Below are 15,157 nucleotides of genomic sequence, written 5' to 3' on the forward strand. Positions count from 1 at the left end.
CCTTTAGATCCTTTCTCTTACAAGAGCCGATATTTTATCCGAAACCTCTTTTATGCTGAGGAAGCTTGTATCTACCTCAATGGCATCTTCTGCTTTTTTAAGGGGACTTTCTTTTCTGGTGGAATCGATGTGATCCCTTTCTTTTATAGATTCTAATACAGAATTATAATCTGATTTTATACCCTTTTCTTTATATTCTTTAAGCCTTCTTTTGGCTCTCTCTTCAGGACTAGCCACCAGAAACACCTTGAGATGGGCATTTGGGAAAACAACTGTTCCGATATCCCGTCCGTCAAGAATAACCCTTTTCCCACTGCCTATTTCTCTTTGCAATTCTACGAGTTTTTCTCTTATAGACCTTATAGAAGCTGTCTTCGATACTATGGAGGTTACCCTTGGAGTCCTTATTTCGTGAGAAACATCTACCCCATTTAGAATAAATTTATCTCCATCTATATCTATATTAATATTTTTTAGCATAAGCTCCACTTCTGCAGTATTATCAAGATCAACGCCTTTTTCTAAACTGTAAAAAGCTACCATTCTGTACATAGCTCCTGTATCTAGATAAGTCAGTTTATATTTTTCTGCTACCAGCTTTGAAATTGTACTTTTACCACTTCCTGCCGGTCCGTCTACTGCCACGATGAAATTACTCATTTTAAAAACACTCCTATTTTAGCTGTACTTTAGGCTCTAGCCGCTATAGCCCGCCATTCTTTATCTTTTTTTACTTCCAATATTTCAAAGCCTGCTGACTTTATCTTTTCTTCCACTTCAGTGACCTTGTCCTCTATTATTCCAGAAAGAATAATCAAACCGTCTTTTTTTATTACCCTTGCCATGTCATCAAGAAGCATCAATATTACATCTGCAAGTATATTAGCAACTACCACGTCGAATTTCTTTTCTTTTACTATCTCTAGAAGATTTCCCTTGAAAACTTTGCTTTTTTCAGTTGAAACTCTGTTTAATTCCAGGTTCTCTTTTGTTGATTCTACAGCCAGCTCATCTATGTCAACACCCCATATCTCATCTGCTTCAAGTCTGTCTGCAGCCACCATAAGTATCCCTGATCCTGTACCTACATCGATTACACTTTCTCCACCTTTTACATAGTCCTCCATTAGCTTAAGGCAAAGTGATGTAGTCGGATGGGATCCTGTACCAAAGGCTCTCCCAGGGTCTAGTTCTATTACAACCTCATCCTTTTCTGCTTCATATTCTCTCCAAGTGGGTTTAACCACAAATCTTCTGCTCACTTTTTCTGGATAAAGGTATTTCTTCCAAGCATTCTGATAATCTTCCTCTTCAAGCTCATAAAAATCAAGTGAATAGACCACATCATCCCTATCCTGAAATTTTTCTTCAAAGGCTTTTCTGTACATCTCTTTTTTTCTATCTGCATAAAAATTCATGGGAAAATATGAAGATATTGAATAATCCCTCATAAGAAACTGTCTTTCATCTCTATAGTAATCCAGAGGATTTTTATTCTCAAGTGGTTCTTCGATCTTAAGTCCTTGAGCACCGAATTCATAGAAAACACTCTCTATTTCTTCCTGGGTTTTTTTTATATCGTCGGCATCAAAAATAATTTTAGCCTCTATAAGTTTCATATTATCTCCTTAATAATTCTTTATTGTCTCGGAAAACTCCTTGAAGTAAAGATCCATTCTCGCAGGTGTTATGGATATATATCCATTTTTTACAACCACCGAGTCTGTATCCGGTTCATTGTTTCCTTCACCTGGTTTTCCTCCAAGCCAGTAATAATTCTTACCCTGGGTATCTATTCTTTCAACTAAGTTATCTTCAAATTTTCTGTTACTAAAAGAGGTATATTGATACCCTTTTATCTCTTCAATAGGAAGATTTGGAACGTTTATGTTTAGAAGTGTCCCTGCTGGAAATTCTACCTCTTGAATCTTATCAAGATATTCTGTCAGAAATTCTGCAGCACTTTCAAAATAAGGACTATTATCAGGATCACACAGAGATATCGCTATAGCTTTCCTATTATAAAAAACGCCCTCTGATGCTGCAGCAAAGGTTCCAGAATAAAATACATCTGTTCCTAGATTTGCACCTCTATTTATACCTGCAATCACATAATCAAATTCTATATCTTTATATAGATGGCCACATGCCACCTTTACACAGTCTGCAGGTTTCCCGCTGACCCAGTATCCAAAGAATTCCCCGTCTCTTTCTGCCTCTGAATATCTTAGGGGCATATGAAGAGTAACTCCGTGACCAGTTCCACTCTGCTCCTCTATAGGTGCCACCACATAAACTTCATGTCCCTCTTCCTTTAGAGCCTTTGTCAAAACCCTTATTCCTTCAGCATAAATTCCATCGTCATTTGAAATTAATATTTTCATATTATTTTACTCCTCTTTAAAAAGCTGCTATATCATCTTTTGACAAATCCAGCCTTTCTATTTTTTTACACACACCTGATTTTGAGTCGATTTCTATATCAAGTCCGTTTAATCTCTCGTTCCCCTCTGCCACCTCAAATTTTTGAGGTAAAGATGTGAGGAATTTAGGAATTATAGACTCCACTTTCATTCCTATTACTCCATTTTGCGATCCTGTCATTCCAACATCTGTTATATATCCAGTACCCTTAGGAAGTATCTTGCTGTCTGAGGTCTGGACATGGGTATGAGTCCCAAATACAAGAGATGCCCTCCCATCTAGAAACCATCCCATGGCAACTTTTTCAGAGGAGGCCTCAGCATGAAAATCTACGATAATGCATTTCACGTCTTCTCCAAATTCCCAGAAAAGTTCTTCCATCTTAGCAAATGGACAGTCTATAGGGGGCATAAATACTCTTCCCTGAAGAGACACAACTGCTATTTTATCGCCATTCTTGGTCTTCTTTATCACATAACCGCTTCCCGGCACCCCCATGGGATAATTTAGAGGTCTCAGTATATTATCGTTATTGGCCAGATATTCATACATCTCTCTTTTATCCCATATATGATTTCCACCTGTTATGACATCTATTCCCCAGTTAAAAAATTCATCTGCAAGTTTTCCAGTTATTCCAAATCCTCCAGCTGAATTTTCACCATTAATAATAATAAAATCATACTCATTTTTTTTCTTATCTAAATATTCTTTTAAAATACTTCTTCCAGGTTTACCTACAACGTCTCCAGCTATTAATATTCTCATCTTTTTCCTTCTTTCTATCCTTTGGTATCTAACCAAATTATTATATCATTTTCAATTAAATTTTCCAAGTTATTACAACTCTTGCAGGACTTGCCATAAGTTTATATATAATCAAATAGAATATAGCTGCATAAAAAAACTTTTAATCATCTATTAAATTATTGAATTTATCGGGATTTGTTACTTTTCTCTTGAAAGAAAAGTAACCAAAAGTTCAAGCCTGTGAAAAATCAGCTAAATAACCTTGAAAATCCAAGAAAAACTCGAAACTTGCTACGCTCAGACAGTCGATTTTTTCTAAGGATTTCACTGCGGTTATTCTTAACGCTGATTTTGTCAATGGCAAAAGAAAAAAGATCGAAAACCTCTCGCAAAAGAAATCGTATCTAGTTTTTCGTCTTAACTCTGTGAAACTCTCTCTTTTTCTCTGTGTTCTCTGTGGCCAAAAGGTTTTATCCTTATTCGTGTTAATTTTTTTGCCTTTTATCGGTTTTCATTCGTGACAAAATCCTTTGACTCTAATATTCTTGTAAATTCAGTAATTTACTCAGCTACATAATAAACTCTAAAAAAAAAGACGGCTTTTGCCGTCTGATTATTTTGCGTAGTCTACTGCTCTTGTTTCTCTTATTACAGTTACTTTTATCTGTCCTGGATACTGCATAGTTTCTTCAACTTTTTTAGCTACATCTCTCGACATTTTTATAGCCTGATCGTCCTTTATAGATTCAGGATTGATTATGATTCTGACCTCTCTACCTGCCTGTATCGCAAATGAAGATTCTACTCCGTCAAAAGAGTTTGCGATCTCTTCAAGACCTTCTAATCTTTTCAGATAAGTTGAAAGAGTTTCTCTTCTTGCTCCCGGTCTAGAAGCTGAGATAGCGTCAGCTGCCTGTATTAAGATAGCCTCTACACTCTCAAATTCAACTTCATTGTGGTGAGCCATTACCGCATTCAATACAAGTGGTTTTTCTCCAAACTTTTTCAGGAATTCTCCACCTATAAGGGCATGTGAAGCCTCTATATCATGTTCTAAAACTTTTCCTACATCATGAAGAAGTCCTGCTCTCTTGGCCAATTCGGTATTTGCACCGAGCTCAGCAGCCAAGTTCCCTGCAAGTCTTGCAACTTCTATAGAGTGAGTCAGAACGTTTTGTCCATAACTAGTTCTAAACTTTAATTTACCTAAAGTTTTTATTATTTCCTGATGCATTCCAGGTATTCCAAGCTCGAGTAAAGCATGCTCTCCCGCTTCAACTATCTCTTTATTTACTTCTTTTTTAGCTTTATTTACAGCTTCCTCAATTTTAGCAGGATGTATTCTTCCGTCTGTTACTAGTTTTTCTATAGTGTTTCTTGCGATTTCTCTTTTTACTCCGTCAAAACTAGAAAGTACAACTGCCTCTGGAGTATCATCGATTATTACATCTACACCAGTCAGAGCCTCTATAGCTCTTATATTTCTACCTTCTCTACCTATAATTCTTCCCTTCATTTCATCATTAGGAAGATTTACCACTGATACAGTAGCATCTACTACATAATCTGCAGAAGCCTTTCCTATTGCTGTGGATAGTATTCTTTTAGATACTCTTTCTTTTTCCTCAGAAAGTTTGTTTTCAAACTCTTTTATTTTCATAGCTGTCTCATGAGTCAGCTCATTTGTCAGTTTTGTTATAAGTAGATCCTTTGCTTCATCTTTAGAAAATCCTGATATTCTCTCTAATTCCATTTCCTGCTTAGATCTTAGTTCTTCAATCTCACTATTTTTATTTTGAATTTTTTGCTCGAATTCTGTAAGTTCCTGAGATTTCACTTCTAATCTATCTATTTTTCTATCTAGAGTCTCCTCTTTTTTGGCAAGTCTTGTTTCTTTCTGATATATGTCGGACTTGGCTGTTTTGATCTCTTTTTCAGCTTCTTCTTTTAGATGGTATACCTTTTCTTTGGCCTTAAGTTCAATCTCTTTAGATTTTGCCAAAGCTTCTTTTTCAGACCCTTCTACTATCTCTTTAGCCTTTAATTTAGCCTTTACTATCTCATCTTCTAAATTGTTCAACTCATCTATTTTTTTATCTATAACGGATTTTTTATAAGCCACTGTTAAAAGTATGCTCAGTCCGATTACTGCTGATGCTACAACGATTGACGTATTCATTATAATACTTCCTTTCTTCTTTTTTTTTGTTAAAAGTTGGCTAATGCCTCCTCTTCTGTTTCGTAAATTTCAAATACTTCATCTAATCCTACCATTTCAAAAATTGTCTTGATGTGATCATTTAATTTTATAAGTTTGATATCTCCACCTATTTCTTTTACTGTTCTTAATTTACCTCTTAAAATTCCCATGGCTAAACTGTTAATGTGAACAAGCTCTTCAAAATCAATGATAAAGTTTATAGCATCTGATTCTATTAATTTAGCTATTCTTTCTTTCAACTTAGGAGCTACAAGGGCGTCTAATTCTCCAACTACCTTTATTACCCTTACATCATTTAAATTCTTCTCTACTATTTCAAAATTCGTTACCATTACTTGGCCTCCTTAACTTCTTTTGATACATTAAATTTTGTTCCTGTTTCTTTTTTCTCTACATTAAACTCGTCAACCATTCCTTTGACGATAAATAAACCCATTCCACCTTCTTCTTTGCTGCTTTTTTTCTCATCATAACCATGACCGTTGTCTTCAATACTTAAATATACCGTATTACCTATTTTTTTTAAGAAAATTGTCATTTCACCAGTTTCATATCTATATCCATGTTCAACTACATTGGTTGCAAGTTCATCTATAACTGAAAGTAGTTTCATTACATCGCCTTTTTCTATATTTTGGCTTTCAAAATAGGTCTTTGCAAGGGCCCTGATCAGAGTCAGATTATGCAAGGAAGAAGGCAATACGAATTTTACATCATTTATCTCCAAAACCTTCACCTTCTTTCTTGAAATTCAACTACTTCCCACACATGATTTTCATATTTAAATTCCACATTAAAATAAAAAGTTTCTTCTCCTGTATTGAGGGCTACTATGTTTTTCGCTTCTCTATCTCCGAAACTTGTATTAGAGACAAACACCCTGTATTTTGTAAAATCTACATCTGCAAGTTTATCCAAAGTGGCTGTATTCCTCAAATTTTTACTCATGTGCTTTTTAAGGGTTGTAAGTTCGTTATCAACAAGTTCTCTTTTTACTTTTTTTATTAATTCTTCTAACTTTTCTTTTGCTTCTGTTCTCTCATTCAGCAAAAATCTAAATTTAATAACTTCAGGTGTGTATCCATATACCCTTTTGTGCTCTTCTAGCTCGTTAGCAAGGTCATCTAATTCCCATCTGTTGTAAGAATTGTAAAACTTTGATTTTTCAAGCTCTATTTCCTCTTTTTTTGATACTCTAGAGCAAGCCGTACCAAGATTTAACACAAATATAATTATTAAAATTCTTTTTAACATATCATTCTCCTATGAGATTAACATTATAATGATAGCATATGGGGATGAAATTATCAAGTTAATATTTCTAACATTTTCAAAGGTTTTTGAGCCTTTGAAGTACGTCTGCGGCTATTTCTTCCTCACTTATTTTGTCTAAATTATACCATATATAAGAGGTATCATTTTTAAACCAGGTGAATTGTCTCTTGGCATATCTTCTAGAATTTCTTTTTATAAGTTCAACAGCTTCTAACAGGGTACATTCACCCTTAAGATGTCGTATAATTTCTGAATAACCTATTATATTTATCTTTTCAAGATTTTCACCATACTTTTTATAAACTTTTTCAACTTCTTCATAAAGCCCTGCATCCATCATTATATCTACTCTCATATTGATTCTTTCATAAAGGTTTTCTCTATTTCTTTCAAGGGCAACTTTTAGAAATTTATAATTATTACCTTTTATATTCCTTTTAGAAACCACAGAAAATTTCTCTCCAGTAAGAAGACATACCTCTAGAGCTCTCTCTACTCTTCTTTTGTTATTTGGATGTATAGTTTCAGCTGCCTCAGGGTCTAGTTTCACCAGTTCATTGTAGAGTTCTTCACTTTCTTTCTTCATGAGTACATCTCTAAGCTCTGGATCAGAGGCAGGGAGTTCAGACAGTCCCTCTGTGACAGAACCAATATATAATCCTGTCCCACCTGTTATTATTACATCTTTTTTTTCTTTTTCCTTTTTTGACAAGATATTATTTACTTCTCTCTGGTACTCTCCTACACTATATTTTTTTATAGGAAGCTCATTGTCAATCATATAATGTTTTACACCCTGCATCTCTTCTTGAGTTACTTTTGCAGTTCCTATATCTAATTCTTTGTATATCTGCGCCGAATCGGCCGATATTATATCTGCTTTCATGGCCTTAGCCAATTTTATAGAAAGAGCCGTTTTACCTACTGCTGTAGGACCGGCTATAACAAGTCCCTTCACTTTCTCCTCCTTATGCTTTTTTTTAGTTTATCATATGAAAGTTTTTTTTCAAAATAACTTTCATGTTGTTTATGAGAGCAATTAAAAGAGGCAGCTTAAGCTGCCTCTTTTAATTGCTCTTAATCTACAAAGTCAAATTCTACATCTGCTATTCTAACTGTGTCTCCGTGCTCTACTCCTGCATCTCGGAGTGCTTCTTCCATTCCAAGGTTTTTCATCATGTGAAGGAAGTTAATTATAGAATCTTCTTCCATTGTTATTACATATTTATTCAGTACGTCTTCGACTATTCTTCCGTCTACTACGTATACTCCTTCTTCATCCTGAGTAATAACATAGTCTTCTTTATTTCCTCTTATTGCTTTCAATACCTCATCTATATCTATCTCATCTTCGAGAGGTTCCCTTTCTATTGACTGGAGAATTTCCCAAGTTCTGTATGTTACCTCTTTTAGACCATCATTCATTATAACTGATACAGGATAAAATTCTATCCCTTCATCTTCTATGAATTTTTTAAATTCTTCGTACTGTTCTGTATCCCAGAGAAGGTCCATCTTATTGGCAATAACTATTTGTTTTTTCGCCGCTAACTTGGGACTGAATTTCTGAAGTTCCTCATTTATTTTTTTAAAATCCTCTATAGGAGTTCTGCCCTCTAGTCCCGCAGCATCAACTATATGATATATCATCTTACATCTTTCAATATGTCTTAAGAATTTGTCTCCTAATCCAACTCCTTCATGAGCACCCTCTATAAGTCCCGGAATGTCCGCCATAAGGAATGATTTCCCTTCCTCTAGCCTTACCACTCCAAGCTTAGGAGAAAGTGTCGTAAAGTGATAACTAGCCACTTTTGATTTTGCAGACGATACTCTATTTATAAAGCTTGATTTTCCAACAGAAGGATAACCAACAAGGGCTACATCAGCAAGTAGCTTGAGCTCTAGCTTAACTTCTAGCTCTGCTCCCTCTCTACCTTTTCCCGCCATTGTCGGAGCTTTTCTTATGGCATTTTTAAAGTGTACATTTCCCTGTCCACCTTTTCCGCCCTTTATAAGAACTCTTTCTTCCCCGTTATTATTTAAGTCTAAAAGAAGCTTCCCAGTTTCCTGATCCCTCACCTGGGTTCCTATTGGAACTCTTATAAGTAAATCGGTACCTGTTTTACCATACATCCTTTTTTTGGCACCATTTTCTCCGTTTTCAGCCTTAAATATTCTCTTATATTTAAAATCAACCAGTGTATTTATGTTATTGTCTGCTACAAATACTATGTTTCCACCGTTTCCACCATCTCCGCCGTCTGGACCACCAAACTGCACAGATTTTTCTCTCCTGAAAGTAGCGGCTCCGTCTCCACCGTCTCCGGCTTTTATTGTGATTACAACTTCATCTATAAACAAATTAATTCCCTCCTTTAATGGGATTTTTTCCTAGGCAACCTAAATATTATACTATAATATCTATTTTTTTGCAATTTCAAACACTACTTTTCAAAGCATTCCAACAGGCTCGATTTACTCCCAAAAAACAGCAATTTATAAATATAAAAAATCCCGGCACCTGGCCGGGATTAAACATCCAATCGATTAAACTCTTTCAGGATAGATAGAAACTTTCTTCTTATCTTTTCCGTATCTTTCGAATTTAACATATCCGTCAGTAAGAGCGAATAAAGTATGATCTTTACCTTGCCCCATGTTAGTTCCAGCATGGAACTTGTTTCCTCTTTGTCTTACAACGATGTTTCCAGCCTTTACTACCTCACCGTCATATTTCTTTACTCCAAGGTAGTTAGGATTAGAATCTCTTCCGTTTTTAACAGAACCTTGACCTTTTTTCTTTGCAAATAATTGTATGTTCAATCTAAATAACATCTACTTTTCCTCCTTCTCTACAAGCTTTATAAATTCTGAATACTCCCTAGCTAATTGTTTAACTGTTAAATACATCATTTCCAACAATACATTCAGCTCTCTATCGTTGCCTTTGAGATCCACACCCCTAAAATCAACTTTTAGCAGTCCATCTTCAGAAATTTCATATCTAGGAACGATATCTAATACTTCATCCAAATGTGCTATAGGAAATTGTAAAGCAGTTGACAACGCCGCACAAACAATGTCTTCTCCGTGTTCTGCAAAACCTGCATGTCCTTCTGCTGAAAAAAAGACAATTCTGCCTTCTTTTCTAATTATAACTACTTCAGTCATAAGTTAATTAAGCTTCGATTGCTTTGATTTTGATTTCAGTAAGTAATTGTCTGTGACCTTTTTTTCTATGGTATCCAGTCTTTGGCTTATATTTGAAGTTAATAACTTTTTTCCCTTTTTCTTGGGAAAGTACTTCTACTAGAACTTTTGCACCTTCTACTACAGGAGCTCCTACTTTAACTTCTCCTTCTTTAGAAACAAGAAGAACATCAGTTAGTTCTACAGTTGTATTAACTTCAGCATTCAACTTCTCTACCTTTAATACGTCACCTTCTGCAACTTTGTACTGTTTACCACCAGTTTTGATTACTGCGTACATTTAAACACCTCCAAAAGATTAAAATCGCTGACTAAAGGTTGCTGACGACCTTTGCCATGCGTAACTCACGAAATGATATCACTTTTTATGCTTTTTGTCAATGATATCCTTGCTATTTTAAAAGCAATTTTATAAAAACTTTAAGAAACCCAAAAATTATTATGATCTTTTAACTATAAATTAAAAATATCAAATTTATACAAAAAAAAGGAGGCTTTCACCTCCTCAAAACAATTATATTTCTTTTATACTTTCCTCTAATTCTATCTCTGGGTTTTCGTATATCTCAGAATCAAAATCCCCTATAAACTTACTTGTAAGAGTTCCGGCTGTCATGGCACCACTGACATTTACAGCTGTTCTTCCCATGTCTATAAGCGGCTCTATAGATATAAGGAGTCCCACTAAGGCTACAGGTAAATTAAGAGCAGACAACACTATCAACGCCGCAAAGGTTGCTCCTCCTCCTACACCTGCAACTCCGAAGGAGCTTAGAGCTACTATTAATACCACTTTCAGTATAAACATAGGGTTAGTAGGATCGATTCCTACAGTTGGAGCTATCATTACTGCAAGCATAGCAGGGTATATACCGGCACAACCATTTTGACCTATGGAAGCACCAAAGGAAGCTGATATATTGGCCACACCTTCACTTATTCCCAGCTTTTTAACCTGTGTCTGAATATTCAAAGGTATGGTTCCTGCACTTGTTCTAGATGTAAATGCAAATGCTAGTACCGGGAAAATCTTTTTAAGATATATACCGGGGTTTAGTCCTGCAAAGGTTACAAGCATAAGGTGCATTAAAAGTACAGCTGCTAAAGCCACATAAGAAGCTAATACAAAGTTTATAAGATTTAAAATTTCTGCAGTATTACTTGTAGAAACTACTTTTACCATGAGGGCCATTATCCCATATGGAGTCAGTCTCAGTATCAGTGTCACCATTCTCATAACTATATCATGAGCTGAATTGACAAACTTTCTTGCAGTTTCAACAGATTCAGGATGTTTTTTAGCAATTCCTAAAACTGATATTCCTATAAAGGCTGAGAAAATAACCACTGAAATTGTTGCGTTGTCTCCAGAACCTGTCATTGCTGCAAAGGGATTGGTAGGTATTGTCTCCACCAGCTTTTGAGCCATAGAGGTGTCCAAGTTAGAAAGCTTGTTCACCATGATCTCTCCTCTTGAAGCCTCTCTTTCTCCTACACTCATCCCTACAGCACTGAGTTTAAACAATAGTGAAGATCCAACTCCTATCAGTGCTGATACGGCTGTAGTCCCGATCAAAAGACCAACTACACTTCCTCCGATCTTACCAAAAGTTTTACCATCTTTTATATTTATGATGGCAGATATGATAGAAACCATAACAAGTGGAGTGACTATCATTTTCAATAACCTTACATAACCTCCGGATATTATATAAAACCATGAATTTGAATCAGAGATAACCTGTGATCCTCTTCCATAAACTATCTGGAGAACTACCCCAAATAAAACACCGAGAGCTAAGGCTGTAAATACCCTTTTTGTAAAAGACACATATTTTTTCTGTAGACTGTATAAAAACCCTACCAATACAATCATAATAATTAAATTAATTATTACACCCATTATATTTTCCTCCTGAAATATTAAGTTTTTTAAAAATACACTTATAATCTGTATTTTGAGTATTTTTCTTCTTGAGTAAGAGAATATCATAATTTATCAACAAAGTCAACTTTTATCCTTAAATAATTATGAATAAAAAAAAAGACCCTTAAAGGTCTAATTTTAAAGGTTATTTTAATATAAACTTATATCTTCAATATTCTGTCCCCTAAAGCTTCAGCTTCATACTGATTGTGTGTCACAAGGATTATACTCATGTCAAAGGTATTTTTCAATTTTAAAAATTCCTCGTATACAATATTTTTTGTATCCTGATCAAGAGCTGAAAAAGGTTCATCCAAAAGAAGGACCTCTGGTTTAGTAGCAAGTGCTCTCACTAGCGCAACCCTTTGTTTTTCCCCTCCTGAAATCTGACCAGGGTATCTTTTTTCCAAATGGTTGATCTTTAGTGTTTTCATGAGGTAATCCACATATTCACTGTCTCCTATTCCCCTGCATTTCATACCAAAGCAAATATTTTCCTTTACACTCATATGAGGGAAAAGTGCATAATTCTGAAAAACATAGCCTATTTTTCTGTGCCTAGCTTTGGTATTTATAGCGGCATCACTAGAATAAACAATATCTCCCCTTATTGATATCTGTCCTCTGTCAGGAATTTGAAGCCCTGATATGCACTCTAACAAAGTACTCTTTCCTGCTCCAGAAGCTCCCTGTATAGCAAGGACCTCTTTATCTACAGCAAAGTCAATATCTAAATTTGAATTATACATCTCTTTAAATAATTTCACCCTAAGCATATCCATCACCTCAATATCTGTTTTTCTTTCTATTCCATATATTAAGCCCATAAATAACCAAAAAACTAAAAATAACTACTATGCCAACTAATATATTTGCAGTTCTTCTGTCTCCACTATCAACTGCAAAGTATATCGCAATAGGTATAGTCTGGGTTTTCCCAGGAATATTTCCCGCCACCATGAGGGTAGCTCCAAATTCCCCTAAGGCCCTTGTAAAAGAAAGTATTGTACCACTTATTATTCCCGGTGCTGCCATGGGGATACCTATCTTCCAAAAGATACGTTTCTCGTCTGCTCCTAGAGTCCTAGCGGCCTTTTCTAAACTAGAATCGATATTTATAAATGCCGCCTTGCAACTTTGGTACATGAGAGGAAGGGACACTACAAAAGACGCCACACAGGCTGCCTTCCAGGTAAAGATAAGACTAGTCCCAAACACCTTATAAATAAGCTCCCCCAATAAGCCATGTTTCCCAAATAACATGAGAAGAGCATATCCTGTTACCGAAGGAGGCAATACCATAGGAAGTATTATTAGTCCCTCGAAAAAATCCTTACCTTTAAAAGGATGTTTCGTAAAAATCCAGGCCAAAAGCACCCCTATACTCATAGTAAATAATGTAGAAACAAATGCAACTTTTAATGATATCAATATAGGGGTCACTATCATACTCATACACCACCTGACTAAATTTCAAAACCATATTTTTCTGCAAGTTCTTTAATTTCGCTAGTTTTAAAAAATTCTATAAATTCTTTTGCCGATTCCTTATTTTCACTATCCCTGATTACAGCCCCTGGATAAACAATAGGAGAATGAGATTCTGCCTCTATCTTTTGGATAATAACGCTGTTTTTTAAGTTAACGGCGTCTGAACCATACACCATCCCTGCATCCACTTCTCCAGATTCCACATAGGAAAGTACCTGTTTTACATTTTTGGCAAATATCAGCTTAGCCTCTATACTCTCATAGTCTCCGTAGTACTCAAGGCTCTCCTTGGCATATCTACCTGCAGGAACAGATCCCGGCTCCCCTATACTCACCTTGACATCACCCTTACTAAGATCCTTCAGTGACTTTACCTTATCACTGCTTTCCTTGTTAGCAATAAGAACTAAATTGTTCTTCAGCAGGTCTTCCCTTGTACCTTTTTCCAAGAGCTCTTTTTCCATCAGTATATCCATCTTTTTTCCACTGGCAGATATAAAAACATCCACAGGGGCTCCCTCTTCAATCTGTCTCTGAAGTGTCCCTGAAGAAGCTAGATTCACAGTTAATTCTGTATTATATTTTTCTTCATATATCGGCTTTAATTCATCCATAATCTCTGTCAGACTTGCTGCTGCAGAAATTGTGATCTCTTTTTTAGCCTCTGTTTTATCCCCATTAGTTCCACATGCATAAAATAATATCGAAAATAAAGCTATAATAGTAAATTTTAAAGTTTTTTTCATAAAAATGCATCTCCCTTTATTAAATAAAAAAAGATAAAATCAAATTATTGTATCATGTTGCCTGTTCCTTGTAAAATTAAGAACTGTTTTTTCTGAAACTTGTATTTTTAAAACTAATCATAAATTACCATACCAATCTCTTCTTCATTCATAACTATCTTATAAAGATCGGACTTCATTTTTTTACTTTTCTCAATAGTTGTTGTATCATCTAGATTCTTGAGAGAGATTGTTACCCTCTCCTTCTCTTTACCACTGCCATCTTTTTTACCCTTACCACATCCACCACACTTATATTCCTTTAGCATCTCTTCATCGCTTTTTATCTCCTTAATGGAAATATCTATAAATTTAGCTGCACCATCTTCCAAATTTCCCGTTATATTTTTTAACACTCCTTTTTTCTGAGTTCTAGAGCTTAAAAAATAAATGTTTATATACCTATTTTTATACGCTTTAATCTCTTCCATAAATTCCTTCAATTCCATTTAAGCTCCCCCTCTAATTAGATTTTATAATCTCTTTTTCAAATTCAACAAAGGCCTTTTCATACTCCACCGTAAATATATTCATAAGAAAATCATTCAAAGACTTTACCTCAATTTTACCAAGACTCCCCCCTTGAAATCTATCCTTAAATATTGAAAACAACTGTATCAAGTATTCGTTGAGATAACATAAGGTGAAAGAGTAGTAGTAAAATAAGTCTAGGTCATTTTCTGACTCTAATTTCTGAGCCACAACTTCGGGCTCATAGCAAACATTTACCTTGGTCTTATGTTTTCTGAGGGAACTTAAGCTCTCTTTATATTTTACCCTGGCTTTTTCATCAAAATATTTTTCAAAATCTCCCTCACCTGAAAAAAGATAATCAAAGCAGTCATTGATCAAAAGCTGTGTTTTGTAGATATCCTTCTCTAGATCCTCATCTCCCTTAGTTAGATAGGTATCTTCAAAAAACTCTTTTAGTTTATTTGAAAAATAAACTGGGAAACCGTCCCTGGGACCCTCAAATTTTTTTAATATTTTACTGACCTCATAAAAATCAGCCAGATCATAATTTTTTTCTGATATTTTAACATTATACATAATATAAACCTCCATATAAAA

The 15,157-nt window shown here is 35.1% G+C and carries 19 protein-coding genes; all 19 read right to left on the reverse strand.

The genetic code is table 11. The features are described 5' to 3' along the window. Positions 1–3: 3 nt before the first annotated feature. Positions 4–660 carry a (d)CMP kinase gene (gene cmk / locus ILYOP_RS06945; RefSeq protein WP_013387826.1) on the reverse strand — a complete coding sequence of 219 codons (657 nt, stop codon included), beginning with the start codon at positions 658–660 and terminating at the stop codon, positions 4–6. Positions 661–689: 29 nt separating this feature from the next. Beyond that, positions 690–1,619, reverse strand: coding sequence for a 50S ribosomal protein L11 methyltransferase (gene prmA / locus ILYOP_RS06950; protein ID WP_013387827.1), 930 nt, complete (start codon positions 1,617–1,619; stop codon positions 690–692). Between the two features lie 9 nt (positions 1,620–1,628). After that, complete coding sequence (surE, locus tag ILYOP_RS06955; protein ID WP_013387828.1) at positions 1,629–2,384, reverse strand: 5'/3'-nucleotidase SurE; 756 nt, start codon at positions 2,382–2,384, stop codon at positions 1,629–1,631. Between the two features lie 16 nt (positions 2,385–2,400). Then, on the reverse strand, positions 2,401–3,192 hold the full coding sequence (locus ILYOP_RS06960) for a TIGR00282 family metallophosphoesterase (protein ID WP_013387829.1): 792 nt from the start codon (positions 3,190–3,192) through the stop codon (positions 2,401–2,403). A gap of 595 nt (positions 3,193–3,787) precedes the next feature. Further along, entirely contained in the window at positions 3,788–5,353 is a 1,566-nt protein-coding gene (gene rny, locus ILYOP_RS06965) for a ribonuclease Y (protein ID WP_013387830.1), read from the reverse strand. A 29-nt stretch (positions 5,354–5,382) separates the two neighbouring features. Next, the gene (locus ILYOP_RS06970; protein WP_013387831.1) at positions 5,383–5,727 is read right to left on the reverse strand and encodes an STAS domain-containing protein; all 345 of its coding nucleotides are present in this window, start codon (positions 5,725–5,727) and stop codon (positions 5,383–5,385) included. Continuing rightward, positions 5,727–6,122 carry an ATP-binding protein gene (locus ILYOP_RS06975; RefSeq protein WP_013387832.1) on the reverse strand — a complete coding sequence of 132 codons (396 nt, stop codon included), beginning with the start codon at positions 6,120–6,122 and terminating at the stop codon, positions 5,727–5,729. The genes ILYOP_RS06970 and ILYOP_RS06975 overlap by 1 nt, the downstream gene beginning before the upstream one ends. 5 nt (positions 6,123–6,127) lie before the next feature. Beyond that, positions 6,128–6,649, reverse strand: coding sequence for a hypothetical protein (locus tag ILYOP_RS06980; RefSeq protein ID WP_013387833.1), 522 nt, complete (start codon positions 6,647–6,649; stop codon positions 6,128–6,130). Between the two features lie 76 nt (positions 6,650–6,725). Continuing rightward, positions 6,726–7,628, reverse strand: a complete 903-nt coding sequence (gene miaA, locus ILYOP_RS06985) for a tRNA (adenosine(37)-N6)-dimethylallyltransferase MiaA (protein ID WP_013387834.1) — start codon at positions 7,626–7,628, stop codon at positions 6,726–6,728. A gap of 119 nt (positions 7,629–7,747) precedes the next feature. Continuing rightward, positions 7,748–9,034 carry a GTPase ObgE gene (gene obgE / locus ILYOP_RS06990; protein ID WP_013387835.1) on the reverse strand — a complete coding sequence of 429 codons (1,287 nt, stop codon included), beginning with the start codon at positions 9,032–9,034 and terminating at the stop codon, positions 7,748–7,750. A 186-nt stretch (positions 9,035–9,220) separates the two neighbouring features. Further along, complete coding sequence (rpmA, locus tag ILYOP_RS06995) at positions 9,221–9,508, reverse strand: 50S ribosomal protein L27 (RefSeq protein ID WP_013387836.1); 288 nt, start codon at positions 9,506–9,508, stop codon at positions 9,221–9,223. Further along, positions 9,509–9,844, reverse strand: coding sequence for a ribosomal-processing cysteine protease Prp (locus ILYOP_RS07000; RefSeq protein WP_013387837.1), 336 nt, complete (start codon positions 9,842–9,844; stop codon positions 9,509–9,511). It abuts the gene before it with no gap. 7 nt (positions 9,845–9,851) lie between these two features. Beyond that, complete coding sequence (gene rplU / locus ILYOP_RS07005; protein ID WP_013387838.1) at positions 9,852–10,163, reverse strand: 50S ribosomal protein L21; 312 nt, start codon at positions 10,161–10,163, stop codon at positions 9,852–9,854. A gap of 234 nt (positions 10,164–10,397) precedes the next feature. Next, complete coding sequence (locus tag ILYOP_RS07010; RefSeq protein WP_013387839.1) at positions 10,398–11,786, reverse strand: L-cystine transporter; 1,389 nt, start codon at positions 11,784–11,786, stop codon at positions 10,398–10,400. A gap of 185 nt (positions 11,787–11,971) precedes the next feature. After that, a complete protein-coding gene (locus tag ILYOP_RS07015; protein WP_222838848.1) occupies positions 11,972–12,637 on the reverse strand; it encodes an ATP-binding cassette domain-containing protein in 666 nt (221 codons plus the stop codon). Next, positions 12,597–13,265: a molybdate ABC transporter permease subunit gene (gene modB / locus ILYOP_RS07020; RefSeq protein ID WP_041921026.1), complete on the reverse strand. Its 669-nt coding sequence runs from the start codon at positions 13,263–13,265 to the stop codon at positions 12,597–12,599. The genes ILYOP_RS07015 and modB overlap by 41 nt, the downstream gene beginning before the upstream one ends. An 11-nt stretch (positions 13,266–13,276) precedes the next feature. After that, positions 13,277–14,047 carry a molybdate ABC transporter substrate-binding protein gene (gene modA / locus ILYOP_RS07025; protein WP_013387842.1) on the reverse strand — a complete coding sequence of 257 codons (771 nt, stop codon included), beginning with the start codon at positions 14,045–14,047 and terminating at the stop codon, positions 13,277–13,279. A 113-nt stretch (positions 14,048–14,160) separates the two neighbouring features. Beyond that, positions 14,161–14,535 (reverse strand): hypothetical protein, encoded by a 375-nt coding sequence (locus ILYOP_RS07030; protein ID WP_013387843.1) that lies wholly within the window; start codon positions 14,533–14,535, stop codon positions 14,161–14,163. Positions 14,536–14,548: 13 nt separating this feature from the next. Beyond that, a complete protein-coding gene (locus ILYOP_RS07035) occupies positions 14,549–15,136 on the reverse strand; it encodes a hypothetical protein (RefSeq protein WP_013387844.1) in 588 nt (195 codons plus the stop codon). Between the last annotated feature and the right edge of the window lie 21 nt (positions 15,137–15,157).

The organism is Ilyobacter polytropus DSM 2926, assembly GCF_000165505.1.
In the GTDB taxonomy this organism is placed as follows: Bacteria; Fusobacteriota; Fusobacteriia; order Fusobacteriales; family Fusobacteriaceae; genus Ilyobacter; species Ilyobacter polytropus.

Bases quoted from the DNA above. Each gene is read 5' to 3' on its own strand.
- ILYOP_RS06960 (WP_013387829.1), bottom strand. From the start codon at position 3,192: ATGAGAATATTAATAGCTGGAGACGTTGTAGGTAAACCTGGAAGAAGT.
- prmA (WP_013387827.1), bottom strand. From the start codon at position 1,619: ATGAAACTTATAGAGGCTAAAATTATTTTTGATGCCGACGATATAAAA.
- rplU (WP_013387838.1), bottom strand. From the start codon at position 10,163: ATGTACGCAGTAATCAAAACTGGTGGTAAACAGTACAAAGTTGCAGAA.
- rny (WP_013387830.1), bottom strand. From the start codon at position 5,353: ATGAATACGTCAATCGTTGTAGCATCAGCAGTAATCGGACTGAGCATA.
- surE (WP_013387828.1), bottom strand. From the start codon at position 2,384: ATGAAAATATTAATTTCAAATGACGATGGAATTTATGCTGAAGGAATA.
- ILYOP_RS07010 (WP_013387839.1), bottom strand. From the start codon at position 11,786: ATGGGTGTAATAATTAATTTAATTATTATGATTGTATTGGTAGGGTTT.
- modB (WP_041921026.1), bottom strand. From the start codon at position 13,265: ATGAGTATGATAGTGACCCCTATATTGATATCATTAAAAGTTGCATTT.
- ILYOP_RS07030 (WP_013387843.1), bottom strand. From the start codon at position 14,535: ATGGAATTGAAGGAATTTATGGAAGAGATTAAAGCGTATAAAAATAGG.
- ILYOP_RS06980 (WP_013387833.1), bottom strand. From the start codon at position 6,649: ATGTTAAAAAGAATTTTAATAATTATATTTGTGTTAAATCTTGGTACG.
- ILYOP_RS07035 (WP_013387844.1), bottom strand. From the start codon at position 15,136: ATGTATAATGTTAAAATATCAGAAAAAAATTATGATCTGGCTGATTTT.
- ILYOP_RS06970 (WP_013387831.1), bottom strand. From the start codon at position 5,727: ATGGTAACGAATTTTGAAATAGTAGAGAAGAATTTAAATGATGTAAGG.
- modA (WP_013387842.1), bottom strand. From the start codon at position 14,047: ATGAAAAAAACTTTAAAATTTACTATTATAGCTTTATTTTCGATATTA.
- ILYOP_RS07015 (WP_222838848.1), bottom strand. From the start codon at position 12,637: ATGGGCTTAATATATGGAATAGAAAGAAAAACAGATATTGAGGTGATG.
- cmk (WP_013387826.1), bottom strand. From the start codon at position 660: ATGAGTAATTTCATCGTGGCAGTAGACGGACCGGCAGGAAGTGGTAAA.
- ILYOP_RS07000 (WP_013387837.1), bottom strand. From the start codon at position 9,844: ATGACTGAAGTAGTTATAATTAGAAAAGAAGGCAGAATTGTCTTTTTT.
- rpmA (WP_013387836.1), bottom strand. From the start codon at position 9,508: ATGTTATTTAGATTGAACATACAATTATTTGCAAAGAAAAAAGGTCAA.